Genomic DNA, 22,983 nt, shown 5'->3' with positions numbered 1-22,983 from the left:
GATGCCGGCGGTCAGGGCATGAGGCCGAGACCGGCCCCCGTCACGAGAACGTCTCGCCTTCGATCCGCATCCAACCTGCCCCCGCGCGGCTGCGCTGTCGGGGCATATTGGCTGCAAGCGAAGTGGCATGCGATGACCGTAGGACCCAGATTTGGTGATCGATTTTGCAATGTTTCGGGAATGCGTCGCCTGCGTGCTATGCGCGGACGCTTTGTCCCGCGCATCGACGTCGGACGATGCCTCGCGGCGGAACAAAGCCGGGCTCTTGCCGGTCCATTTGTGGAATGCGCGATGAAATGCGCTCGGTTCGGAAAAGCCGATGTCGGCGGCGAGGTCGGCGACACTGCGACTGCCGTTGAGCAAGGCCTCCATCGCCAGGGCCCTGCGCATCTCGTCCTTGATCGAGCGATAGCTCTGGCCCTCCAACTGGAGCCTGCGGCGCAAGGTCGGCACCTGCATGCGCATGCCGGCGGCAAGCCTCTCGAAGCTCGGCCATGCTGCGGGCACCGTGGCGTGGAGGCGTCCGCGTATGGCCGCCGACAGCCCTTCGTCATGGCGGTAGCGCACGAGAATGTTGGCTGAAGCCCTGCGCAGGAATTCCCGCAAGGCGCAGGCGTCGCGGATAACAGGCAGCTTCAGGAACTCGGCATCGAAGACCAGGCGGCTATCGGGCTGATCGAACCGTACCGGCGCGCCGAAGAACAGCCGATGGTCGCTCCCCATCGGCGGGATGCTGCATTTGAAATCCACCCAGCGGATGGGAAGGCGCCGACCCACCAGCCAGCAGTTCACGCCATGGACGATGATCCAGAAGGTGCGATAGGCGAAAGCCGACCGCAGCGGGCCCGAGTTACTCAACGTGACTTCTGCGAGGCCGTTCCTGACGATCAATTCGCCATGCGGATCGTCGAGCACGACGCGCAGGAAGCGCAAGCCCCTGCGCAAGGCATGCTCCAGCGTCTCGGTTGAAAGCAGCGCCTGGCAGAGCAGCGCGAAGCTGCCGGCCCGCATCGGCCGGGCGCCTTCGCCGAAGAACTCGTCGTCCATCGTCTGCGCGACGGCGTGCCAGAGTTCGCCATATTGTTGGGTCGAGATCGGTTCGGAAATCACCGGCGGCAGCCCGACACGAGCCAACAGGGGTTCCACCTCGACGTTGTGGCGGCGAAGGCACTCAAGCGTATCGTCCATGAAACAGGGAGCGATCATCCGGCGCTGCATCGCGTGGGGTTCCGTGCTTCCTCTTGACCTCGCTAGCGCTCGCCCCGATCGAATGTGGCGGCGCCCACACCCTGCTGCCGCAAGGCGGTCCTGGCGATTTTCTGCGTCGGCGTCCGCGGAAGCGGCGTGTCGGTGATTTCGATGTAACGCGGCACCATGTGGCGCGGCGCCGATGCCCTGAAATGCGCAAGCAGCTCGGCCGCCTCCAGCGTCGAGCCCGCGCGTCGCTGGGCCACGACCATGATGTCCTCCTCGGTGAACTCGGACGGAATCCCGAACGCTGCGCTTTCGACAATGTCGGGGTGCTTCTCGGCGATGGTCTCCACCTCGTAGGCGGAGATGTTCTCGCCCCGCCGCCGGATCGCCTCGTTCAGACGGTGCTTGAAGTAGAGCCAGCCATCCTCATCAATGCAGCCGGCATCGCCGGAATGATACCAGAGGTTTCTGAGCGTCTGCACCGTCTTGGCGTCTGCCCGGTAGTAACCGGAAAACATGCTCCAGTTCTTGCGCGGGCGCGACACGATCTCGCCGATGGAACCGTGCGGCAGGGGCCGGTCCCTGTCGTCGACGATCGCGACTTCCCAGTCCGGATGCGGCCGCCCGCATGAGCCAGCTTTCGTATCCCCCACTGTGTCGAGAGTGACGAAACCTGTCTCCGTCTGCCCGTAGCCCGTGACGAGCCGCATGCCGAAGCGCCGCTCGAATGCTTCCTTGTCCGGGACCATGGGAATGCACTGGCATATGCGCACCGGGTTGGCGCCGTCGCCGTCGGACGACGGCTGGCGCGACAGGATGACCGCCATGGCGCCTAGCAGGTTCGTCGCCGTGGCGCCGCTGGCGCGGACCTGATCCCAGAACCGCGAAGCGCTGAAGCCGTCGACCAGCGTCGTGCGGGTGCCGTAGATAAGCGGCAGGTAGACGCCGAACATCTGCGCGTCGGTGTGGAACAGCGGCAATGCCGAGAAATAGCTGTCGCCGACCGTATAGCCGAGATTGAGGGCCATCGCCGCCGCCCAGGAATAGCAGTGATGGTGGGACATCAACGCGCCCTTGGCCGGGCCGGTGGTGCCCGAAGTGTAGAGGATCGCCATCGGGTCGGAATAATGGATGTCGGCGAGATCGAAATGCGGCTGCGGCGCCATGCATTCCTCGAAACCGACGATCCGGCCGATCCGGATGCCGGCTGCCCGAGCTTCGCCTGGATCGACGCCGACGAGGATCAGGGTACGCAGGTCCGGCAAACGGTCCTGGACCCTGGCGAGCTCGTCAAGCGCATTGGCGTCCGCGACCAGGACTTCGGCGCCGCAATTGTTCAGGTTGTGGCAAAGCAGATCGCCCTTCAGGCCGGGATTGGCGGGCACCTCGATCGCGCCCAGGCTCGATACGGCGAACCACATCGCGACCAGCTCGAAACAATTGGGCAAGAGCATCGCCACGCGGTCGGACTTGCCGATGCCCAGGCCGCGCAGGCCCCGCGCCAGCCGTCCCGAGACGATCTGCATCTCCTCGAAGCCGGCGGAGCGTCCGCAAATGTCGATGAACGGGCTGTTGCCCAGGCGCTCGGCCTGCTTGAGCAGGATTTTCGGCAGCGCCCGGCTCTCCAGATCGTCGTCGTGCTGGCCGGGGATGTAGAAGGAAGGGGCAACTTCAAGCATGGTCATGAATCAGAAATTCTTTGCTCGCGCCTGCGCATCGGGAGACAGGAAACCGCTCACGGTGGCCCGGGTCTCGAGCGCCATTGCGTCCGCGAGAGAGGAGTGGAAGCCGTTGTTGATGGCGTGCTTGATGTCGGCCACGGCATTTTCCGGACGTTCCGCTATCGCCAAAGCGAGCTTCCTTGCCTCGTCCAGCAGTTGCGCCTCGGGAAAGAGCTTCCACGCGATGCCGACCTCGAGCGCTTTCCTGGCGTCATGCCTTTCGCCCAGGATCATCAGCTCCTTGGCGACCTGCGGGCCGGCCTGCTTGGTCAGCAGCGCGGTGACGCCGCCGGTGACGAACAGCCCATAAGTGACTTCGGGGAAGAACCAGCGCGCGTTGTCGGCGAATAGCGTGAAGTCGCAATTCACCGCCCATTCAAGCGCGCCGCCCACGCACCAGCCATGCACCGCGGCGATCACGATCTTGCGCGACTGCATGATCTGCAGGGTGATATTCTGGATGGCGTCCACCCAGGCCTGCGTCGCCGCTTCGGAAGTGGTCTGCTCATCGAGGTCCTTGAGGTCGTCACCGGAGCAAAAGGCGCGTCCCTCACCATGCAGGATGACGGCGCGGATCGAGGGGTCCGCTTCGGCCCGAGCCAACGCCTCGGACAAACCGTCGACAAGTTGCCTGTTCATGGCGTTGAGCCGTTCGGGACGGTTGAGCTTGACCCAGGCGATCGCGCCGTCGTGCCTGGAAATGACCGCGCCTGTCTTGCCATCCCCCATCTTGGCGTCCCCCATCTTGACGTCATTTGTCATGGCGTCCTCCTCAAACGATCATCGGTTCGGCATAGGAGCCCCAGACCTCGCGCAGCGTTGCGCAGATCTCGCCAAGCGTCGCCTTCGCCTTCACGGCTTCGATGGTCGTCGGCAAAAGATTGGCCTCGTCGGATCTTGCCTGTTCGGCGAGTTCGTTCAGCAGTTGCCGGACGCGGGCGCCGTCACGCCCTGCCCGCACCGCGTTGAGGCGGTCGATCTGCAACTGCGTGCACCGCTCGTCATAGGGATGGATGTGCACCTCGGCCGAGCGGCTGGTCTCGTCGACATAGCGATTGACGCCGACAGAGATCTTTTCGCCGGCGTCGATCTTGCGGAATGTCGCATAGGCTGAGTCCGCCAGCTTCTGCTGGAACCAGCCTTCCTCAACCAGCTTCACCGCGCCGCCGCGCTCATCCACTTCGTCCAGAAGTTTCCAGATCTCGGTCTCCATGTCGCGGGTGAGGCGCTCGATGAAATAGGAGCCGCCGAGCGGGTCGATCACCGAGGTCACGTTGATCTCGTCGCGGATGATCTGCTGGGTGCGGATGGCCAGCTTCATGGCCTCTTCGGTCGGGATGGCGAAGGCCTCGTCGAGGCCGTTGGTGTGCATGCTCTGGCAGCCGCCCAGCACGGCGCCGAGCGCCTGGATGGCCGTGCGCATGAGGTTGTTGTGGTGCTCGACCTTGGTCAGGCTCATCGCTGCAGTCTGCACATGCACCCGCAGCCGCATGGACTCCGGCTTCCTGGCCTTGAAGCGCTGCGCCATGATCTTGGCATAGACCCGCCTGGCCGCCCTGAACTTGCAGATCTGCTCGAAGAAATCCTGATGGCTGATGAAGAAGAACGACAGCCTGGGCGCGAAGTCGTCAATGTCCATGCCGGCGCCGGTGACCTCCTCGCAATAGGCGATGGTGAAGGCCATGATGAAGGCGATCTCCTGGAGCGCGTTTCCGCCGACATCCGAAAGGTGATAGCCGCTGAGGCTGATCGGATTGATCTTCGGCGTCGCCTTGGCGCTGTACATGATGAGGTCGCGCAGCAGCCGGACGGCCGGGCGCACCGGATAGATCCACTCCTTCTGCGCGACATACTCCTTGAGTGGATCCGCCTGCAGCGTGCCTGCCAGCTTGTGAAGGTCGTAGCCGCGCCGCGCCGCGACGGCGACATACATGGCGTAGACCACCCAGGCAGACGGATTGATGGTGAGCGAGACCGAGATCTTCTCCAGGTCTATACCGTCGAACAGCCGGTCGACGTCGTCGACCGTGTCGATGGCGACACCGACGCGCCCGACTTCGCCGAACGCCCTCGGATCGTCCGAGTCCAGGCCAAGCAGCGTCGGCAGGTCGAAATCGGTCGAGAGCCCGGTCTGACCGGTCTGGATCATGTATTTGTAGCGCTGGTTCGTGGCCTCGGGATTGCCGAAGCCGGCGACCTGTCTGATGGTCCAGGGCCGGCCGCGATACATCGTCGGATAGGCGCCGCGGGTAAAAGGATAGGCGCCGGGGAAACCCAGCTCGTCGGCGGGAATGTCGGCGATGTCGGCGGCCGTGTAGACGCGCTTCAGCGGAATGCCGCATTCCGTCTCGTAGGCCGGCTTTTCCTCCGGCCTGCTGCCGAGCGCGGCGGCGAGTTCCCTTTCCTCCCACGCGGCCTGCTTTTCGCGGATGTCCCCGATCGCGGTTTCGGAAAACAGGTTCATGTCGCTCGCACCTCGTTCGCCCAGCCGAGCAGAAGGTAAGCCGCGCCGGAGGGATCCATGTCCCTGTTCACGACGGCCTGGATGTGCTCTCCGATCTCGTCGGCCCGCTCGTCGAATTTGCGCTGGAAAAGATGTTTGGCCGCGCCGAGGATCCGCGTCCGGCAAATGCCCCGCTGCCGCTCGGCCAGCTCGCCGCTTTCGCGAAGATGCGACCAGTGCCTGGAGATGGCATCCTTCAGCTCGCCGATGCGCTCGCCCGAAACCGCGCTGACCGGAAGCACCGGCGGCGTCCATTTAGAGCCCGTCCGTTCCGAACCGAGGGTCATCATCCCGCGCAGGGCCGAAACGGTCGCCGCCGCCTCCGGCTTGTCGGATTTGCTGACGGCATGGATATCCGCGATCTCCAATATGCCGGCCTTGATCGCCTGAATGTCGTCGCCGAGCCCGGGCGCCGAGAGAACGACGATGCTGTGCGCCGCCGTCACCACTTCCACTTCGTCCTGTCCGACGCCGACGGTCTCGATGATGATGGGCGAGTAGCCGGCGGCGTCGAGGACATCGACCGCCTGCAGCGTCGACCGGGCAAGGCCGCCCAGATGGCCGCGCGTCGCCATGCTGCGGACGAAGGCGTGGGAGGATGAGGCCGCCTCGCTCATGCGCACCCTGTCGCCGAGGATCGCGCCGCCGGAGAACGGGCTGCTCGGATCGACGGCGACGACGCCAACCTTGCGCTCCTCCGACGCGAACGCCCGGATGAGGCAAGAAACCAGCGTGGACTTGCCCGCTCCCGGAACGCCGGTGATGCCGACGACATGCGCCTTGCCGGTGTGCCTGTAGATCTCCGCCAGCGCAGGCGCTGCTTCCGGATAGCCGGCCTCGGCGCGCGTTATCATGCGGGCGATGGCCGCAACATTGCCCGCGAGGATCTCGGGCACGAGCTCGATCGAGGGCCTGTATGCCGCGCGTCTCACTGGTCTCGGAGGTGTAAAGACAGTCATACCCGGCCACGAGCAGCAATCAGGTTCCTGATTGTCGTCACGATCAGTTCGGCCCGCGCCTCTTGCGGCACGATCGCGTCGACACCGCTGTCCCACAGTGCGGCATAGTCCTGCTCGGGAATGACCCCGCCGGCGACGACGAAGATGTGATCGGCCTTCTCTTCGCGCAGGCAGCGTCCCAATTCCCGGAACAGCGGCACATGCGAGCCGGAAAGCAGGCTGACGCCGATGACGTCAACGTCCTCCTGGACAGCCGCCGCCACGACTTCGTCCGGCGACTTGTAGAGGCCGGTGTAGACGACTTCCATGCCGGCATCGCGCAGGATCCGCGCAACCACCTTGGCGCCCCGATCGTGTCCGTCCAACCCCAGCTTGGCGACAAGCACGCGGATGGTGCCGGTCATCGCGTTCCGCTCCGCCGCGTCGCCCGAGGCCTGTTTGATGCTCGCTTCGTTCATCAGCCCCTGCTTGTCATTCGGCGGCCATGCCGGCGCGGCCGGCGCCGCTGGATAGCACCGCCTCGATGGCTTCCGAGATCGTCCGCAATCCGAGGTCGAGCTCGTCCTCGGAAATCGTCAGCGGCGGCGCGATGCGGAACACGCCGCCCATGCCGGGGAGCTTGACGATGTTCATGCTCAGCCCGCGCCTGAACGCCTCGGCGGCAATTTTGGCGCCGAGCTCATGATCGGGCTCGCGGCCCTGGCCGTTCTTGACGATCTCGACCCCCAGCATCAGGCCGCGGCCGCGCACATCGCCGACGCATTCGTAACGCTGCTTGAGGCCGGACAAGCCGTCGAAAAGCTTGCCCCCGAGAAGGCGCGCGCGCTCGACAAGGCCCTCCTCTTCCACGACATCGAGCACGGTCAGGCCGACGGCGGCCGGCAGCGGATCGGACACATGGGTGGTGTAGAACAGGAAGCCCCGTTCATGCGCCGTTTCCTCGATCTCGGCCGTCGTCATGACAGCCGCCAGCGGAAGGCCGGCGCCGATGGTCTTCGACAAGGTGAGGATGTCCGGCGTGACGCCGTCGCGCTGGAAGGCGAACATGTCGCCGGTACGGCCGACGCCGGTCTGCGCCTCGTCGAGGATGAGCAGCATGCCGCGTTCGCGGCACTTCTGCTTCAGCGCCGCGAGGTAGCCCTGCGGCAGTTCCAGCATGCCGCCGCTCGACAGGATCGGCTCGGCGATGAAGGCCGCCAAACTGCCGGTGGACTGGCTGTCGACCAGGGCGAAGGCGTCATCGAGCTCGGCGGCCCAGTCGAGCGAGCCGTCGGCTTTCTTGAAGCGCGGGCGAAAGCTGTTCGGCGCGGGTATGGCGATCGAGCCGACCGCCGCAGGCCCGTAGCCCTTGCGGCCCGCGCTATAGGTGGCGGAAGCGGCAACCCCGGTCATGCCGTGCCAGCTTTTGGAGAAGGCGACGATCTCGTGCTTGCCGGTCACCAGTTTCGCCATGCGGATGGCCGCCTCGTTCGCTTCGGCACCGGTCGAAAGCAGGAGCGCCCTCTCGAGGCCGGGCGCCAGCGCGGCGAGGCGCTCGGCAAGCTCGACAACGGGTCGGGACAGCATGCCGCTGAAGAGATGCGCGACCGTTTCGACCTGACGGCGGACCGTCGCGACGATCCTGGGATGGCCGTGTCCGAGCAACGCACTCATCTGGCCGGAGGTGAAGTCGAGTATGGGCCGGGAATCGGCGTCGTAGACGAACGACCCTTCGGCTCGCTCGATGATGGCGGGCTCGAAGGCGCCGCCGTATCGGATGAGGTGCTTTCGCGCCGCCGACCAGAAGGCATTATCCAGATTTCTTGACATCCGCAGCCTCGCTAAAAAACACAGGCTTCAAGATTAGCGTCTGGCGCTACAGCAGTAAAATTGATAGATATCGGACTCCGATATCAATGGAATTGATATGCCCGCACCCCTCGATCTCAGATTGCTGGCGACCTTCGTTCGCGCGGCGCATTCGGGAACGCTCAGCGCGACGGCGGTGCAGGTCGGGCGCACGCAATCGGCGGTGACGATGCAGATACAGCGGCTCGAGGACGCGCTCGGCGGCCAGAGCCTGTTCCATCGCAGCGGCAGCGGCGTCCGCCTCACCGGCAGCGGCGAGCGCTTCCTTGCTTATGCCGAGCGCATTCTCAAAATCCACGATGAAGCGGTTTCGGCTTTCTCCGGCAAGGGCCTGCAAGGTTCGATCATCTTCGGCAGCCCGGAGGATTACCTCAGCGCCTTCTTTCCCACGCTTTTGAGAAGTTTCGGGAGCCTCTATCCGGACATCGAGATCAAGGTCGTATCGGCGCCGACAGTCGAACTGCACAATCTGCTGCATTCGCGCCAGGTCGATCTGGCGCTCGTCTCCATTCCGGACGCGAACGCCTCCAACGAGGTCGTGCGCACGGAACCGATGGTCTGGGTCGGCAGCAAGCCGACATTGGAACTCCACGAATTCGGCGAGACCGTTCCGCTGGCCCTGCCGGCATCGAATGCGATGGACCACAAGGCGGCCTGCGATGCCATGTCCCGCGCCGGGCTGCGCTACAAGATAGCCTATGCCAGCAACAGCCTTACCGGCCTGATAGCCGTGGCGCGCTCCGGTCTGGCGATAAGCGTGATGACGCAGAAAGCCGTCCCGTCGGATCTCTTCATCCTCAACGCGCCGCTTCCTAAATTATCCCGCCTCGGCGTTTTGATCGCCTTTGCCGAGACGACGAGATCGCCAGCCGTCGAGGCGTTTGCCAGTCATATCCGCGGCGTCCTGCCGTCGTTGTAGTCGACTTGCCGTCAAATTGGGCGAGCGATGGTCCGACCATCGATTGGCTCTCCCCAGAGGTAACCAATCCCCGCTAAAGCGCATCGCGTTGAAACGGATTCAATCGACGCGCTTTAGTCTTTGTTTTTGATGCATGTCTATTCCCCAAAACCGCTGCGCACTTTTGGGCGACATGCATTAGATAGCGGACGCAATCGGATGAAATGTCGGGAAGCAAAATGATCTTACTGACGAGAGCTGTGGTTCAGCCTTGGAATTGCGACATGATGGGCCACATGACGACGCGGTTCTACGTCGCGTTTTTCGATGACGCCATCAATATCCTGCTCGGCCAGGCGACCGGCTGGGCGCCGACGACGCCTGAATGGGCCGACCGGGGGTGGGCGGACGTCCGACATGAGATCGACTTTGTCGGCGAGGTGGCGTCCGGGGTTATCGTGGAGATCTACGGCGCAGTCCGCAATGTCGGCCGCACGTCCATCCAGACGGACTACGAGATGCGCAGGCTCCATGGCGGCCAAATCGCGGCCAGGCTGACCGCCAAAACGGTCTTCTTCAACCTTTCGGAACGAAAATCCACCCCGCTGACGGAGCCGATGCTCGAGCGCCTGAAATCCTGGATGACCGCGACGCCAGGCCACGGCGGCGCCGCCTGAAGCTGGTTAAGTGTCCTCCTCGAACAGCGAGGACCTGGTGGCTCTATCCCGCGTCAGCCACATGATCGGAGCCTGGAGAAGGCAGGCGCGGCTCCCACACTCCGAGCTTGCGCAGGACACGCACCTCATCGCGTATGAGGGTCGTCAGCGCAACAGCGGCAACGATGTCCGACGTGTGGGCGAGGAGGGCCTGTTCGAAACGCTCGCCCAATCCAACATCGACGCCATCCGCGCATGCAGCTTCAACCGCATCGTCACCACGGATCCGCACAGCTTGAACGCGCTGAAAAACGACTACCGCCATTTTGGCGGAGAGTTCGAGGTGCTCCATTACACGGCGCTGCTTGCCGAGCTGGTCACGGCGGGCAGGCTACACATCGCACCGGCCGGCGGCGCCCTGGTGACCTATCATGATCCCTGCTATCTCGGCCGCTACAATGGCGGTTTCGACGCGCCCCGCGACCTCATCAGGGCGGCAGGCTATGTCCTGCACGACATGCCGCGCTGCCGCGAGAATTCCTTTTGCTGCGGCGCCGGCGGCGGCCGCATCTGGCAAGGCGACGACGGCGTCAAGGAACGCCCCAGCGAAAATCGCATCCGCGAGGCGCTTGGCCTCGGCGTCGGAATCTTCGTCGTCGCCTGTCCCAAGGACAAGGTGATGTACACCGCCGCAACCGATGCGCTTGGCGTGGCAGGCGGGCTGAAGATCGTCGACGTGGCTGAACTGATCAGCCTGCGGGAAGCGCCTGCCGTTGAAAATTTCGACGACCGCGTCGACGGCAACGCGGCCGGCGGCTGACGCCGCCAGCCGCTCTTTACCGGGTCAGGCGTCGCTCCACATTGCGTCCGGCACGACCACCAGCTTGCCGACGAAGTCCTTGCCCATGAAGTCTGTCTGGGCGCGGTGGAAATCGGACAATCTGTATACGCCGCCGACCAGCGGCTTGATCTTTTTTTCCTCGATGTAGCGCACGATACGGCGGAAATCGGCGCGCGTGCCTTGGCTTGAGCCATGCAGTTGGAGCTGCTTCAAATACATGGTGCGCAGGTCGAGCTGCACCACGGGCCCAGCAATGGCGCCGGCCGTGGTGTAGCGGCCCTCGGGCCGAAGAATGCGAAGCAGATCGTTGAAGATCGCGCCGCCGACAAGATCGGCGACCACGTCGATAGGCTTGCCGCCTGTCGCCTCATCGACTGCGGTGAGCAGATCGGCCACGCCGCGCGTGATCACCTTCTCGGCGCCGATGTCGAGCACGGCCTGTTCCTTGCCCTTGCCGGCAACGGCATAGGGGATGGCGCCGCGCGCGCGTGCCAATTGCACAATGCCTGAGCCGACACCACCTGACGCGCCGGTAACCAGCACCCGTTCGCCGGCCTTCAGGCCCGCGCGCTCCAGCATCTGCTCGCCGGTAAGGTAAGCGCAGCAGAAGGTGGCGAGCTCGACATCGCTGAGGTCGGTACCGACGACATGGGCGTTCTCGGCCGGCAGCGCCTGGTACTCGGCGTAACCGCCGTCGCGGCCGTGGCCCATATAGTCGATGTCGGCAAGCGAATCGTCGTCACGGTTATAGATCGAGAAATCGACCATGACGCGTTCGCCGATGCGATCGGCGGACACGCCGTCACCGACGGCGACGATGGTGCCCACCGTGTCGGTGCCCTGGACGCGCGGAAAGGCCAGCGTGTTGCCTTGCCGGCGCCAGGTCGAGACCGCCCCGGCGTCCTCCTCCGTGCCGTAAGCACCCTGACGCACCCAGACATCGGTGTTGTTCATGCCGCAGGCGCTGACCTTGACGAGCACTTCGCCGGCGGCCGGCGCGGGCACTTTCACATCGGTGCGGTAGACGAGCTTCTCCAGACCGCCATGGCCCATGAGCTGCACGGCGGCCATTGTTGCCGGGACGGTTGTGGTCATTGCATTCATGTCACTCTGTTCTTTTTCTTTCACGCAATTCCGGACGGAAAACCGTTTCGCACTTTTCCTGGAATTGCTTCAGATGCTGGCAAACACGCTTTTTATCGCGTCCGCCGTCTTCGCCACCACGGTGTCGGCCTCCTCGCGCGTCAGGCAGAGCGGCGGCGCGAAGCCGAGGATGTCGCCCTGCGGCATGGCGCGGCCGATGACGCCGTTCGCGGCAAGCGCGGTGGCGATCTGCGGCCCGACCTTCAGCGACGGATCGAAGAAGACGCGGTCGTCGCGGTCCTTCACGAATTCGATCGCCGCCAGCATGCCGTCGCCACGCACCTCGCCGACATGCTTGTGGCCGCCGACGGCCTTGGCGAGCTCGGCGCGGAAATAGGCGCCGGTCTCGCCGGCGTTCTGTACCAGATCCATCTCGTCGATCAGTTCGAGATTGGCTACACCCGCGGCAACGCAGATCGGATGCGCCGAATAGGTCCAGCCGTGGCCGAGCGAGCCGAGCTTGTCGGAACCCTTGACCAGCACCTGCCAGACCTTGTCGGCGACGATGACGCCGGACAGCGGCGCGTAGGCCGAGGTCAGGCCCTTGGCGATGGTGATCAGGTCCGGCTTGATGCCGTAATGATCGGAGCCGAACATGGTACCGAGACGGCCGAAACCGGTGACCACTTCGTCGGCGACAAGCAGCACATCATATTTGTTCAGCACACCTTGAATCTTTTCCCAGTAGCCAGCCGGTGGCGGCACGATGCCGCCGGTGCCGAGGATCGGCTCGCCGATGAAGGCCGCGACCGTGTCCGGACCTTCTGCAAGGATCATCTCCTCCAGCTTGTCGGCGCAATATTGCGAGAACTGCTCCTCGCTCATCGATCGGTCGGCGCGGCGGAAATAGTAGGGCGCCTCGGTGTGCAGGATCGGCGCGCGCGGCAGGTCGAAAGCGTTGTGGAACAGCTCAAGCCCGGTCAGTGATCCGGTCATGACGCCCGAACCGTGATAGCCGCGCCAGCGCGAGATGATCTTCTTCTTCTCGGGCCGGCCGAGAACGTTGTTGTAGTACCAGATCAGCTTGATGTTGGTCTCGTTGGCATCGGAGCCGGAGAGGCCGAAATAGACCCTCGACATGCCCTGCGGCGCGCGATCGATGATCATCTTGGACAGCCGGATCGAGGCCTCGGTGCCGTGCCCGACATAGGCATGGTAGTAGGCGAGGTTTTTTGCCTGCTCGGCGATGGCGTCGGCGATCTTCTGGCGGCCATAGCCGACATTGACGCAATAGAGGCCGGCAAAGGCATCGATGCTCTTCTTGCCGGTGTTGTCCCAGACGGTGACGCCTTCGCCGCCGGCCATGATCCTAGCTGGTGACTCACCCCGCGCGTGCGTGCCCATATGCGTCGAGGGATGGAAGAAGTGATCGCGGTCCCAGGCCGAGAGTTCATTGGATTGTTCGAGCATTTTTTTAACTCCTTGAAAGTTCGGGGATCGCCTATGCGACATCCAGGCAAAGGTATTTCAGATCTGTGAAGGCTTCGAGGCCGTGGCGCGAGCCCTCGCGGCCGATGCCGGATTGCTTGACGCCGCCGAAGGGAATCGGCGCGCCGGTGATCTTGACCCGATTGATCGCGACCATACCGCACTCCAAGGCGCGGCCCATGCGCGCCTGGCGGGCGCCGTTCTCAGTCACGACATAAGCGACGAGGCCGTATTCGGTGGCGTTGGCGCGGTCGACCACTTCGGCTTCAGAATCGAACGGCGTCACGGCGGCGACCGGGCCGAACGTCTCTTCGCGCATGATCAGCGCATCGTCCGGCACGTCGACGAGCAGCGTCGGCTGGTAGAACAGCGGGCCGGCCGCGTGGCGCTTGCCGCCGGCAAGGCAGCGCGCACCGCGGGTGAGCGCATCGGCTACCTGCTCTTCGACTTTCTTGACAGCACGCTCATGCATCAGCGGCCCGATATCGGCATCGCCGGAGAGCCCGTTGGCTGTACGGAGCTGCTCGATGCGGCGCGCGAAAGCGGTGCAGAAGCGGTCGTAGACCGGCCGCTGCACATAGATGCGATTGGCGGCAAGACAGTCCTGGCCGGAGGTGGCGAATTTGGCGTCGAGCGCGATCGTCACAGCCTTCCCGATATCGGCGTCGTCGAAGACGATCAGCGGCGCATGGCCGCCGAGTTCCATCACCAAGCGTTTCATCGTCGGCGCGCTCTGCGCGGCGATCAGCCGGCCGACCTCGGTCGAACCGGTGAAGCTCATGGCGCGGACCCGGGCATCAGCACACATCGCGCCGACAATGGTGCGCGCACCGCCGGTGACGATGTTGAAGACACCGGCCGGCAGCCCGGCGCGCTCGCCAAGCTCGGCCAGCGCCAGCGCCGACAGCGGCGTCTCTGAAGACGGATGCGCCACCACGGTGCAGCCGGCGGCAAGAGCTGCGGCGGCCTTGCGGGTGAGCATGGCCGACGGAAAATTCCACGGCGTCACGACGCCGACCACACCGAGCGGTTCGCGGTGGACCGTCATCTGAGCATTCGGCAGATGGCTGGTGACGCTTTCGGCGTTGAGGCGTTTTGCTTCCTCGGCGTACCACTCGATGAAGGAAGCGGCGTAGTCGATCTCGCCAAGCGATTCCTTCAGCGGCTTGCCCTGTTCCAGCGTCATCAGCAGCGCCAGATCGTCCTTGGCGGCGATGATCAGCTCGAACCATTTTCGCAGGATTCTGGAGCGCTCCTGCGGCAGGATCGATCGCCATGCGGAGAACGCGCGGGATGCCGCGTTGATCGCCTTCGTCGTCTGCGCTGCATCGAGCGCGGCCACAAAGGCGACGGTGGCGCCGGTCGCCGGATCGGTAACCTCAAAACTTTCCGCCGCTTCGCTCGCGGTCCAGTGGCCGTCGACATAAGCGAGCGCGCGCAACAACCGGCGGTCGGTGAGGCGATCAAGCGCTTCATGGTGGTTGGTGCGGGCAAAATGCGCAGACATCAGTCGGGTCTCCCGGTGAGGCGATGTGGAGAGACTAGTCGCGCGATCGAGACAGAGAGGCTGTTTCGGCAAGCTGACAGAGAGAGATTGTCTCTATTGGTCGGTTGCCGCAGAAAATCTCTCTACTTCACGATTTCCCCGGCAGCAGATCGGCTACCGGCAGAACGGTCTCCTCCTTCACCGTCTTGGTGACGATGTAGGTGAAGTAGCGGTCGATGCCGATCTCGCGCTCGAGCAGGCTGTCGACCAGACGCTGATAGGCATCGATGTCGCGTGCCATCACCTTCAGCACGTAGTCGACGCCGCCGCCGACCGACCAGCAGGCGACGATCTCCGGGACATCGCGCACGACCCGTTCGAAACGGTCGAAATCCGCCTGGCGGTGATTGGCCAGGGTCACTTCCATCAGCACCGTCGCCACAGGCGCGACAGCGCGCATGGCCACGGAAGCGTGGTAGCCGGACACGATGCCGGCCTTCTCCAGCTTGCGCAGCCGCATCCAGCACGGCGTCGGCGACAGGCCGACCTTCTCGGCCAGCGCCAGCTTGGTGATGCGCCCGTCGCGCTGGATGGCGTCGAGAATCCTGAGGTCGATCGGGTCGAGTTTCGCTGCCGCCATGCCGGCTCCGTTTTCTGCTCGGGACACCATGACGATGCATTATTTCGATTGTCAATTGCACTGATTTCGATCTCTAATAAGTCATGACATTATGGCAGCCAGATCCAGCTCTCATCCGCCGCCCGGCCTATCTCTCGCTGGCAGACCAGTTCGCGCGCGCGATCCATGACGGGCGTCTGGCCACTGGCGCGCGGCTGCCGACGCATCGCCGCCTTGCCGATGACCTGAAGCTTTCGGTGCAAACGGTCAGCCGCGCCTATGAGGAACTGATCCGCCGCGGGCTGATTTCGGGCGAGGTCGGCCGCGGCAGCTTCGTGCAGACACAGCGCCGCGAGCCGGAGCCGCCCTACCTTCCGGAGCGGCTGGGCGAGGTCATTGACCTCTCCATCCTGAAGCCGGTCTGCGAGCCGATGCATCTGGAGCGGCTGAAGCAGGCGCTGGGCTGGCTCGCCGACAACCTGCCGTCGAGCTCGGCGCTGTCGTTCCGGCCGAACATGATTTTTCCGCGCCACCGTGCCGTCGCGGTCGAATGGCTCAAACTATGCGGCCTCGAAGCGTCGCCGCAGAACATCAGCCTGACCAACGGCGCTACCGCCGGCATGACGGTAGCGCTGATGAGCGTGGCGCCGCCCGGCTCGACCGTCGCCACCGAGGCAATCGGCCACCACACGCTGATCCCGCTTGCCCGCTATCTCGGCTTCAACCTCGAAGGCCTGCCGATCGACAGCAACGGCCTCATTCCCGAAGCGCTGGACGAGGCTTGCCGTCTGTCGGACATCCGCGCCGTCTTCGTCCAGCCCTCGGTGATCAACCCGACGGCAACGTTGATGGACGCCACAAGGCGCGAGCAAATCGCTGCGGTGGCGCGCAAGCACGACATCGCCATCATCGAGAACGACGTGCTTGGGCCTCTCGTCGAAGGCCGGCCGCCGGCGGTCGCCGCTTTCGCGCCCGAGCGCACGCTCTACGTCACTTCCTTCACCAAGATCGTCCTGCCTGGCCTGCGCATCGGCTATCTCGCGGTGCCCGACCGTTACGTCGCTGCCGTCGCCAACCGCCACCTTGTCTCGAACTGGATGGCGACGCCGATGGTGGCGGAGATCGCGACGCGCTGGGTGAACGACGGCACGGCGATGGAGTTGGTCAACTGGCAGCGCGCGGCACTGAGGCGGCGCCAGGAGATCGCAGCGGAGGTGCTGACGGGGGTCGAATACCGCGTCCACCGCGACGGGCTGCATATCTGGCTCGAATTACCGGGCGATCGTGCCGAGGACAGCTTCGTCGCGCAGGCACGGCTTCGCGGGGTGGCGATCGCGCCGGGCACTTCGTTCCGTATCGCCGAAACAGCCTGGCATCCTGCCGTCCGAATTTCACTGGGGTCGACCACCGAAGGGGAACTGCGCGCGGGCTTGAGCGTTGTCGCCAAGCTCTTGCTTGGCGATCCTGAACATCTGCTGCTCGCCATTTGATGCACAAAGGGAGCACAAATTGCCCTGAAATTGTGCCGCGCTGGAATTATTGTCATGATATTATTTTCCTGATTGACATGATTTAGCGCGTTTCGCATCGTTAAGGGCATAGGCCTCTCCAGAACGGGGAAATGGATTGCCCGCGCCCATCATCAAGGTCGACGCCATCTCGAAAAGCTTCGGCACCTTCAAGGTGCTGGACGGCCTGTCGATGCAGGTCATGCCGGGCGAGAAGCTGGCGCTGATCGGCCCGTCCGGCTCCGGCAAGACGACGATCCTGCGCATCCTGATGACGCTGGAGAAGATCGACGGCGGCCACATCCAGGTCGACGGCGAGCAGCTCTATCACATGGAACGCAACGGCCAGCTGCTGCCGGCGGACGAGCGGCACCTGGCTAAAATGCGCCAGAAGATCGGCATGGTCTTCCAGCTGTTCAATCTCTTTCCGCACAAATGCGTCATGGACAATGTGACGCTGGCGCCGATGCTGACCAAGGGCGTTGCACGCGCCGCGGCCCAGAAGCGGGCGATGGAACTGCTCGACATGGTCGGTCTCGCCGACAAGGCCAAGGCGATGCCGGCGCAGCTTTCCGGTGGCCAGAAGCAGCGCGTGGCGATCGCAAGGGCCTTGGCGCTGTCGCCGAAGATCATGCTTTTCGACGAAGTCACCTCGGCGCTCGACCCCGAGCTGGTCGAGGAGGTGCTCAACGTCATGCGCAAGCTCGCCGCCGAGACCGACATGACGATGCTGCTCGTCACCCACGAGATGGGGTTTGCCCACGACTTCGCCGACCGCGTGCTGTTCTTCGACCGCGGCCGGATCGTCGAGGAAGGCAAGCCCGACGAGATTTTCCGCCATCCCAAACAGGAGCGAACGCAGAGCTTCCTGAAGAAGATCATCGCGGCCGGACATCGCGTCTGACCGCAATGCAAAAGGGCGGCGTGGTCCTCCCCGGGCGGCGCAGCCGTTCCGAGGCGACACAGTCGCCGCAAACCAAGAAGAGACACAAGGAGTTGGGAACAATGAAGAAACTTGGCATTCTGGCTGGCGTCGCCGGCCTCGCAGTGAGCACGATGCTGATCGCCTCCGGTGCGCGTTCGGCCGACGACGCCAAGCTGGAGCAGCTCAAGCAGCAAGGCTTCGCCCGCGTCGCCATTGCCAATGAGCCGCCCTATACGGCGGTGGCCGCCGACGGCAAGGTCTCGGGCGCGGCGCCCGACGTGGCGCGAGAGATCTTCAAGCGCCTCGGCGTCAACGACATCGTCGCTTCGATCTCCGAATATGGCGCCATGATCCCCGGCCTGCAGGCAGGCCGCTTCGACGTCGTCACCGCCGGCCTGTTCATGAAGCCGGAGCGCTGCGCGGCAGTCGCCTATTCCGAGCCGGTGCTGTGCGATGCCGAGGCAATGCTGGTGAAGAAGGGCAATCCGAAAGGCTTCAAGAGCTATGAGGACATCGCCAAGGACACCTCCGCCACTGTCGGCGCGCCGGGCGGCGGCACCGAAGAGAAGCTGGCGCTGACTGCCGGCGTGCCGCGCGATCGCGTCATTGTCGTGCCGGACGGCCAGAGCGGTCTGAAGATGGTGCAGGACGGCCGAATCGACGCCTATTCGCTGCCGGTCCTGTCGATCAACGACCTAATCAAGAAGGCCAACGATCCGAACCTCGAAGTGATCGCGCCGGTGCAGGGCGCGCCGGTCTACTGCGATGGCGCTGCCTTCAAGAAGGGCGACGAGGCGCTGCGCGATGCCTATGATGTCGAGCTCGCCAAGCTGAAGAAGTCCGGCGAGTTTGCCAAGATCATCGAGCCCTATGGCTTCTCAGCCAAGGCGGCGATGTCGACGACGCGCGAGAAGCTCTGCGCGGCGAAGTGATCTTTGATCTTTCCTTCTCCCCGTTTACGGGGAGAAGGTGGCCCGACGGGTCGGATGAGGGGCGGCACCTTGCTTTCGTAAGTTCGCGCTGCCCCTCATCTGCCTACCCATCCTACGCAGCAGCTGCGCTGCAGCTACGGAGGGTGAACCGGCATCTTCTCCCCGTGAACGGGGAGAAGGGACTTGTCGCAGCGGCCTCGCACAACCGCAAAAACGCTAGGAAATTTGGCACCCTATGACCCAGTGGTCCGGCTATCTCGGCCTGATATTGCAAGGAGCGCTTGTCACCATCGAGCTGACGCTGATGGGATCGGTGCTTGCGCTGGTCATGGCCTTCCTTGCCGGCATGGGGCGTGTGTCGCGCTTCTTCATCGTGCGGGCGATCGCCACGACCTACATCGAATTCTTCCGCGGCACTTCGATCTTCGTGCAGCTGTTCTGGGCGTATTTCGTGCTGCCTTTCGCCGGCCTGTCGCTGACGCCGCTGCAGGCAGGCGTGCTGGCGCTGGGGCTCAATGTCGGCGCCTACGCAGCAGAGGTGGTGCGCGGCGCCATCCTGTCGGTCGGCCGCGAGCAATATGAGGCCTGCACGGCGCTCAATCTCGGGCGCTGGCAAGGCATGCGCCACGTGATCCTGCCGCAGGCGCTGCTCGTCATGCTGCCGACCTTCGGCAACAACGCGATCGAGCTGCTCAAGGCGACGTCGGTCGTGTCGCTGATCTCGCTCGCCGATCTCACCTTCCAGGCACAGGTCGTGCGCTCGCAGACCGGCAGCACGCTGATGCCCTTCGTTTCCGTGCTCGTCATCTATTTCGGGCTCGCGCTGATCATATCCTGGGGCATCCGCTCACTGGAGCGCCGCATGGCGCGCGGCCTCGATGGAGTGCGTGTCTGATGGAGTGGGATTGGAACTTCGTCCGCGAGATCATGCCTACGCTAATCCAGGGGGTGAAGATCACCATCCTGGCGACGGTGCTCGGCTCGGTCCTGGCCGCGATCGTGGGGCTTGGGATCGCGCTGGCGCGGCGCTCGGAGAACCGGATCGTCGCGCGCAGTGTCGGCTGGTTCGCCGAGTTCATTCGCGGCACGCCGCTCCTAGTGCAGCTCTATTTCATCTTCTATGTGCTGCCCGACATCGGCATTCTGCTTCCGCCGCTGGTGGCGGGCGTCATCGGGCTTGGCCTGCACTACGGCACCTACACGGCGGAAGTCTATCGCGCCGGCATCGAGAATGTGCCGCGCGGCCAGTGGGAGGCGGCCAAGGCCTGCAACCTCAGCGGCTATAATACCTGGACGCACATCATCCTGCCGCAGGCGATCCCGCCGATGATCCCGGCGCTGGCCAACTATTTCATCGCCATGTTCAAGGAGACGCCGCTGCTTTCGGCGATCACCGTGCTGGAGCTGATGAACCAGGCCAAGAGCGTCGCTAACACCTATTACCGCTACATCGAGCCGATGACGCTGGTCGGCGCCTTCTTCCTCGTCATCAGCCTCTGCTCCGTCGTACTCTTGCGCTGGCTGGAGCACCGCTACGGCAGGATCGAAAGATGAAAGTCATGAACCAGTTGCCCGAAATCCGGCTGGCGCCGAGCCGGCCCGCCCTCGATGTGCGCCCGCTGGAAAAACGCGTTGGCCTGATCGCCTTGGCCACCGACCACACCAGCGAGGTCGACTTCCGCCGTATGGTGGCGAGCGAGCGGATCGGCGTCTATGTCGCGCGCATTCCCTATGCCAATCCGACGACGCCGGAAAACCTGCGCAAGATGCAGCCGCAGCTTTCGGCTGGAGCGGCCCTGATCCTGCCGGACGAGACGCTCGACGCGGTCTGCTACTCCTGCACCTCGGCGTCCGTCGTGATCGGCGATGCCGAGATCGAAGCGGCGATCCAGGCGGCCAAGCCAGGTGTCCGTGTGGTCACGCCGCCCATGGCCGGCGTGCGCGGCCTGAAGGCTTTTGGAGTGAAGCGGATCAGCATTCTCACGCCTTACACCGTCGAGACCAGCCGGCCGATGGCAACCTATTTCGCTGCGCACGGCTTCGATATCGATAGCTTCACCTGCCTCGGCTTCGAGGACGACCGCGAGATGGCGCGGATCGCGCCGGCCTCGCTCGTCGAGCTGGCGCGCAAGGCAACCCACGCGCAGGCCGATGCATTGTTCGTCTCGTGCACCGCACTGCGCGCCGCGCTCGCGGTTCCGGGCATGGAAGAGGCGATCGGGCGTCCAGTCGTCACCAGTAACCAGGCCAGCGCCTGGAACTGTCTGCGGCTCTGCGGCGACGACGCACAGCGGCCGGAGTTCGGCCGGCTGATGACAAAGCCGCTGCCCCAGTGATCGAAATGACAGTCGAGCTTCAACATATTCGGGCCGCGCGCGAACGCATTGCCGGCAAGGTCGAGCTGACATCCTGCGTGGTGTCGCAAAGCCTATCGGATCTCACTGGCACCCCGGTTCATCTGAAGCTGGAGCACCATCAGACGACCGGCGCGTTCAAGCTGCGCGGCGCTTCCAACGCCATCGCCGCGTTGAGCCCGCAGGAAAGATCGCGCGGCGTCGTCGCTGCTTCGACCGGCAATCACGGCCGCGCGCTTGCGCATGCGGCGAAGCTCGAAGGCATCCGCGCGGTGATCTGCATGTCGAGACTGGTGCCGCAGAACAAGCTCGACGCCATCCGCCGCCTCGGCGCGGACGTCCGTATCATCGGCAACAGCCAGGACGACGCCCAGCAGGAAGTCGACAGGCTGGTGGCGGAAGAAGGGCCGGTCATGCTGCCACCCTTCGATCATCCCGACATTATCGCCGGGCAAGGCACGCTCGGATTGGAAATCATGGAGCAGGTGCCGGACGCAGCAAGCGTGCTGGTGCCGCTTTCCGGCGGCGGGCTGGCGTCCGGTGTAGCGGCGGCGGTCAAAGGCGTGAGCCCGAGCACCAAGGTCATCGGCATCTCGATGGCGCGGGGCGCGGCAATGAAAGCCAGCCTCGATGCCGGCCGGCCCGTGCAGGTCGAGGAACTGCCGACGCTGGCGGACTCGCTCGGCGGTGGCATCGGCCTCGACAACCGGCTGACTTTCGCCATGTGCCGCAGCCTGCTCGACGACGTCGTCCTGCTTTCCGAGGACGAGATCGCCGCGGGCATCCGTCATGCCTATGAGCAGGAGCGCGAGATCGTCGAAGGCGCGGGTGCCGTCGGCATCGCGGCGCTGCTCGCGGGCAAGATCAAACCGACCGGCCCGACTGTTCTCATCCTCTCCGGCCGCAACATCGACATGGACCTGCACCGCAGGATCGTCTGCGGCGAGGAGCCATCAACCGCGGAGCGCGCCGCATGAGCCGCATGACCATCCTCACCGAAGCGGAACTGCGCAAGATCGTGATGCTCGATCTGGAAGCCGTCGCCTGCGTCGAGAACGCCTTTCGCGCCTTAGCCACGCTGCCGGTGGCGATGCCACCGATCCTGCGGCTGGACATTCACGAGCATCGCGGCGAGGTCGACGTGAAGTCCGCCTATGTGCCCGGCATCGATGGCTTTGCCGTCAAGATCAGCTCCGGCTTCTTCGACAATCCGACGCTGGGCCTGCCGAGCGGCGGCGGCATGATGGTGCTGCTTTCGGCAAAGACCGGGGTGGTCGAGGCGCTGCTGCTCGACAATGGCTATCTGACCGATATCCGCACGGCCGCAGCAGGCGCGGTCGCGGCCAGGCATCTGTCGCGCGAAGACTCCAAGATAGCGGCGATCTTCGGCGCCGGTTTGCAGGCCAGTTTGCAATTGGAAGCGTTGCGCCTCGTACGGCCGATCGAGGAAGCGCGCATCTGGGCGCGCGACGCCGCCAAGGCCGAGGCAACCGCCGCCCGCTTGCGCGACAGGCTCGGCATCATGGTGCGCGCGGAACCGGATGCGGCCAAGGCGGCGGCCGAGGCCGACATCATCGTCACCACCACGCCTTCGACAGAACCGCTGATCAAGGCCGGCTTCATCTCCTCCGGCCAGCACATCACCGCCATGGGCTCGGATGCCGAGCACAAGAACGAGATCGCGCCGGCGATCCTTCGCATGGCCGATCTCTATGTCGCCGACAGCGCCAAGCAGACGCGGCGCCTCGGCGAGCTCCACCACGCCATCGAGGCCGGCGTGATGGCCGCCGACGCCGAAGTCACCGAGCTCGGCCAGATCATTGCTGGCGAAAAGCACGGACGACGCTCGGCCGGCGACATCACCATCGCCGACCTCACCGGCACCGGCGTGCAGGACACGGCGATCGCCACTCTAGCCCGCGACCGCGCGGGGGCGGCCAATGCCGGGACCGTCTTTGAAAGCTGATG

General features: G+C 64.4%; 21 protein-coding genes and 1 pseudogene. 11 read left to right on the top strand and 11 right to left on the bottom strand.

What is annotated here, in order from left to right:
• Window positions 1-255: 255 nt before the first annotated feature.
• The 7 genes and pseudogenes from YU3_RS39570 to YU3_RS0123055 all read right to left on the bottom strand — a co-directional run.
• A pseudogene (locus YU3_RS39570) lies at window positions 256-1,188 on the bottom strand (AraC family transcriptional regulator ligand-binding domain-containing protein); the annotation flags it as partial.
• A 62-nt stretch (window positions 1,189-1,250) separates the two neighbouring features.
• On the bottom strand, window positions 1,251-2,879 hold the full coding sequence (locus tag YU3_RS0123080; protein WP_027168459.1) for an AMP-binding protein: 1,629 nt from the start codon (window positions 2,877-2,879) through the stop codon (window positions 1,251-1,253).
• A 3-nt stretch (window positions 2,880-2,882) separates the two neighbouring features.
• The gene (locus YU3_RS0123075) at window positions 2,883-3,677 is read right to left on the bottom strand and encodes an enoyl-CoA hydratase/isomerase family protein (RefSeq protein ID WP_245273617.1); all 795 of its coding nucleotides are present in this window, start codon (window positions 3,675-3,677) and stop codon (window positions 2,883-2,885) included.
• A 10-nt stretch (window positions 3,678-3,687) separates the two neighbouring features.
• Window positions 3,688-5,379: a methylmalonyl-CoA mutase family protein gene (locus YU3_RS0123070; RefSeq protein WP_027168457.1), complete on the bottom strand. Its 1,692-nt coding sequence runs from the start codon at window positions 5,377-5,379 to the stop codon at window positions 3,688-3,690.
• Window positions 5,376-6,350 (bottom strand): methylmalonyl Co-A mutase-associated GTPase MeaB, encoded by a 975-nt coding sequence (gene meaB / locus YU3_RS0123065; protein WP_027168456.1) that lies wholly within the window; start codon window positions 6,348-6,350, stop codon window positions 5,376-5,378. The genes YU3_RS0123070 and meaB overlap by 4 nt, the downstream gene beginning before the upstream one ends.
• A 23-nt stretch (window positions 6,351-6,373) precedes the next feature.
• On the bottom strand, window positions 6,374-6,781 hold the full coding sequence (locus YU3_RS0123060) for a cobalamin B12-binding domain-containing protein (protein ID WP_036259317.1): 408 nt from the start codon (window positions 6,779-6,781) through the stop codon (window positions 6,374-6,376).
• A gap of 67 nt (window positions 6,782-6,848) precedes the next feature.
• On the bottom strand, window positions 6,849-8,186 hold the full coding sequence (locus tag YU3_RS0123055) for an aspartate aminotransferase family protein (RefSeq protein ID WP_027168454.1): 1,338 nt from the start codon (window positions 8,184-8,186) through the stop codon (window positions 6,849-6,851).
• Between the two features lie 97 nt (window positions 8,187-8,283).
• On the opposite strand from YU3_RS0123055, the gene YU3_RS0123050 reads away from it, so the two are divergent.
• The 3 genes from YU3_RS0123050 to YU3_RS0123040 all read left to right on the top strand — a co-directional run bounded on the left by YU3_RS0123050 (window position 8,284) and on the right by YU3_RS0123040 (window position 10,599).
• Window positions 8,284-9,144 carry a LysR family transcriptional regulator gene (locus YU3_RS0123050; protein ID WP_027168453.1) on the top strand — a complete coding sequence of 287 codons (861 nt, stop codon included), beginning with the start codon at window positions 8,284-8,286 and terminating at the stop codon, window positions 9,142-9,144.
• Window positions 9,145-9,347: 203 nt separating this feature from the next.
• Window positions 9,348-9,800: a thioesterase family protein gene (locus YU3_RS0123045; protein ID WP_084508238.1), complete on the top strand. Its 453-nt coding sequence runs from the start codon at window positions 9,348-9,350 to the stop codon at window positions 9,798-9,800.
• A 10-nt stretch (window positions 9,801-9,810) separates the two neighbouring features.
• On the top strand, window positions 9,811-10,599 hold the full coding sequence (locus YU3_RS0123040; RefSeq protein WP_156913573.1) for a (Fe-S)-binding protein: 789 nt from the start codon (window positions 9,811-9,813) through the stop codon (window positions 10,597-10,599).
• 24 nt (window positions 10,600-10,623) lie between these two features.
• Here YU3_RS0123040 and YU3_RS0123035 read toward each other — a convergent pair whose 3' ends face one another.
• The 4 genes from YU3_RS0123035 to YU3_RS0123020 form a co-directional block, all read right to left on the bottom strand.
• Window positions 10,624-11,724, bottom strand: a complete 1,101-nt coding sequence (locus tag YU3_RS0123035) for an alcohol dehydrogenase family protein (protein WP_027168450.1) — start codon at window positions 11,722-11,724, stop codon at window positions 10,624-10,626.
• 69 nt (window positions 11,725-11,793) lie between these two features.
• The gene (locus tag YU3_RS0123030) at window positions 11,794-13,173 is read right to left on the bottom strand and encodes an aspartate aminotransferase family protein (RefSeq protein WP_027168449.1); all 1,380 of its coding nucleotides are present in this window, start codon (window positions 13,171-13,173) and stop codon (window positions 11,794-11,796) included.
• Between the two features lie 31 nt (window positions 13,174-13,204).
• Window positions 13,205-14,698 (bottom strand): NAD-dependent succinate-semialdehyde dehydrogenase, encoded by a 1,494-nt coding sequence (locus tag YU3_RS0123025; protein ID WP_027168448.1) that lies wholly within the window; start codon window positions 14,696-14,698, stop codon window positions 13,205-13,207.
• A 127-nt stretch (window positions 14,699-14,825) separates the two neighbouring features.
• The gene (locus YU3_RS0123020) at window positions 14,826-15,317 is read right to left on the bottom strand and encodes an Lrp/AsnC family transcriptional regulator (protein ID WP_027168447.1); all 492 of its coding nucleotides are present in this window, start codon (window positions 15,315-15,317) and stop codon (window positions 14,826-14,828) included.
• An 83-nt stretch (window positions 15,318-15,400) separates the two neighbouring features.
• Here YU3_RS0123020 and YU3_RS0123015 point away from each other — a divergent pair, with 83 nt between their 5' ends.
• The 8 genes from YU3_RS0123015 to YU3_RS0122980 all read left to right on the top strand — a co-directional run bounded on the left by YU3_RS0123015 (window position 15,401) and on the right by YU3_RS0122980 (window position 22,981).
• On the top strand, window positions 15,401-16,786 hold the full coding sequence (locus tag YU3_RS0123015; protein WP_027168446.1) for a PLP-dependent aminotransferase family protein: 1,386 nt from the start codon (window positions 15,401-15,403) through the stop codon (window positions 16,784-16,786).
• A gap of 136 nt (window positions 16,787-16,922) precedes the next feature.
• Window positions 16,923-17,708 (top strand): ectoine/hydroxyectoine ABC transporter ATP-binding protein EhuA, encoded by a 786-nt coding sequence (gene ehuA, locus YU3_RS0123010; RefSeq protein ID WP_027168445.1) that lies wholly within the window; start codon window positions 16,923-16,925, stop codon window positions 17,706-17,708.
• 101 nt (window positions 17,709-17,809) lie between these two features.
• Entirely contained in the window at window positions 17,810-18,661 is an 852-nt protein-coding gene (gene ehuB, locus YU3_RS0123005) for an ectoine/hydroxyectoine ABC transporter substrate-binding protein EhuB (RefSeq protein WP_027168444.1), read from the top strand.
• A 235-nt stretch (window positions 18,662-18,896) separates the two neighbouring features.
• Complete coding sequence (gene ehuC, locus YU3_RS0123000; protein ID WP_027168443.1) at window positions 18,897-19,556, top strand: ectoine/hydroxyectoine ABC transporter permease subunit EhuC; 660 nt, start codon at window positions 18,897-18,899, stop codon at window positions 19,554-19,556.
• The gene (ehuD, locus tag YU3_RS0122995; RefSeq protein ID WP_027168442.1) at window positions 19,556-20,215 is read left to right on the top strand and encodes an ectoine/hydroxyectoine ABC transporter permease subunit EhuD; all 660 of its coding nucleotides are present in this window, start codon (window positions 19,556-19,558) and stop codon (window positions 20,213-20,215) included. Before ehuC ends, ehuD begins: the two co-directional genes overlap by 1 nt.
• Window positions 20,216-20,220: 5 nt before the next feature.
• On the top strand, window positions 20,221-20,997 hold the full coding sequence (eutA, locus tag YU3_RS0122990; RefSeq protein ID WP_027168441.1) for an ectoine utilization protein EutA: 777 nt from the start codon (window positions 20,221-20,223) through the stop codon (window positions 20,995-20,997).
• A gap of 5 nt (window positions 20,998-21,002) precedes the next feature.
• The gene (eutB, locus tag YU3_RS0122985) at window positions 21,003-21,992 is read left to right on the top strand and encodes a hydroxyectoine utilization dehydratase EutB (RefSeq protein WP_027168440.1); all 990 of its coding nucleotides are present in this window, start codon (window positions 21,003-21,005) and stop codon (window positions 21,990-21,992) included.
• On the top strand, window positions 21,989-22,981 hold the full coding sequence (locus tag YU3_RS0122980) for a cyclodeaminase (protein ID WP_027168439.1): 993 nt from the start codon (window positions 21,989-21,991) through the stop codon (window positions 22,979-22,981). Before eutB ends, YU3_RS0122980 begins: the two co-directional genes overlap by 4 nt.
• Window positions 22,982-22,983: the final 2 nt, after the last annotated feature.

Source organism: Mesorhizobium sp. WSM3224 (assembly GCF_000427725.1).
Taxonomy (GTDB): domain Bacteria; phylum Pseudomonadota; class Alphaproteobacteria; order Rhizobiales; family Rhizobiaceae; genus Mesorhizobium.
This window is presented reverse-complemented; position numbering and strand designations above follow the sequence as displayed.

Excerpts from the sequence above, each read along its gene's own strand:
- YU3_RS0123050 (WP_027168453.1), top strand. The coding sequence starts at position 8,284 with ATGCCCGCACCCCTCGATCTCAGATTGCTGGCGACCTTCGTTCGCGCG.
- YU3_RS0123075 (WP_245273617.1), bottom strand. The coding sequence starts at position 3,677 with ATGACAAATGACGTCAAGATGGGGGACGCCAAGATGGGGGATGGCAAG.
- eutA (WP_027168441.1), top strand. The coding sequence starts at position 20,221 with ATGAACCAGTTGCCCGAAATCCGGCTGGCGCCGAGCCGGCCCGCCCTC.
- YU3_RS0123045 (WP_084508238.1), top strand. The coding sequence starts at position 9,348 with ATGTCGGGAAGCAAAATGATCTTACTGACGAGAGCTGTGGTTCAGCCT.
- YU3_RS0123025 (WP_027168448.1), bottom strand. The coding sequence starts at position 14,698 with ATGTCTGCGCATTTTGCCCGCACCAACCACCATGAAGCGCTTGATCGC.
- eutB (WP_027168440.1), top strand. The coding sequence starts at position 21,003 with ATGACAGTCGAGCTTCAACATATTCGGGCCGCGCGCGAACGCATTGCC.
- YU3_RS0123060 (WP_036259317.1), bottom strand. The coding sequence starts at position 6,781 with ATGACCGGCACCATCCGCGTGCTTGTCGCCAAGCTGGGGTTGGACGGA.
- YU3_RS0123035 (WP_027168450.1), bottom strand. The coding sequence starts at position 11,724 with ATGAATGCAATGACCACAACCGTCCCGGCAACAATGGCCGCCGTGCAG.
- YU3_RS0122980 (WP_027168439.1), top strand. The coding sequence starts at position 21,989 with ATGAGCCGCATGACCATCCTCACCGAAGCGGAACTGCGCAAGATCGTG.
- ehuB (WP_027168444.1), top strand. The coding sequence starts at position 17,810 with ATGAAGAAACTTGGCATTCTGGCTGGCGTCGCCGGCCTCGCAGTGAGC.
- YU3_RS0123055 (WP_027168454.1), bottom strand. The coding sequence starts at position 8,186 with ATGTCAAGAAATCTGGATAATGCCTTCTGGTCGGCGGCGCGAAAGCAC.
- YU3_RS0123080 (WP_027168459.1), bottom strand. The coding sequence starts at position 2,879 with ATGACCATGCTTGAAGTTGCCCCTTCCTTCTACATCCCCGGCCAGCAC.
- YU3_RS0123030 (WP_027168449.1), bottom strand. The coding sequence starts at position 13,173 with ATGCTCGAACAATCCAATGAACTCTCGGCCTGGGACCGCGATCACTTC.
- ehuD (WP_027168442.1), top strand. The coding sequence starts at position 19,556 with ATGGAGTGGGATTGGAACTTCGTCCGCGAGATCATGCCTACGCTAATC.
- YU3_RS0123020 (WP_027168447.1), bottom strand. The coding sequence starts at position 15,317 with ATGGCGGCAGCGAAACTCGACCCGATCGACCTCAGGATTCTCGACGCC.
- ehuC (WP_027168443.1), top strand. The coding sequence starts at position 18,897 with ATGACCCAGTGGTCCGGCTATCTCGGCCTGATATTGCAAGGAGCGCTT.
- YU3_RS0123070 (WP_027168457.1), bottom strand. The coding sequence starts at position 5,379 with ATGAACCTGTTTTCCGAAACCGCGATCGGGGACATCCGCGAAAAGCAG.
- YU3_RS0123015 (WP_027168446.1), top strand. The coding sequence starts at position 15,401 with ATGACATTATGGCAGCCAGATCCAGCTCTCATCCGCCGCCCGGCCTAT.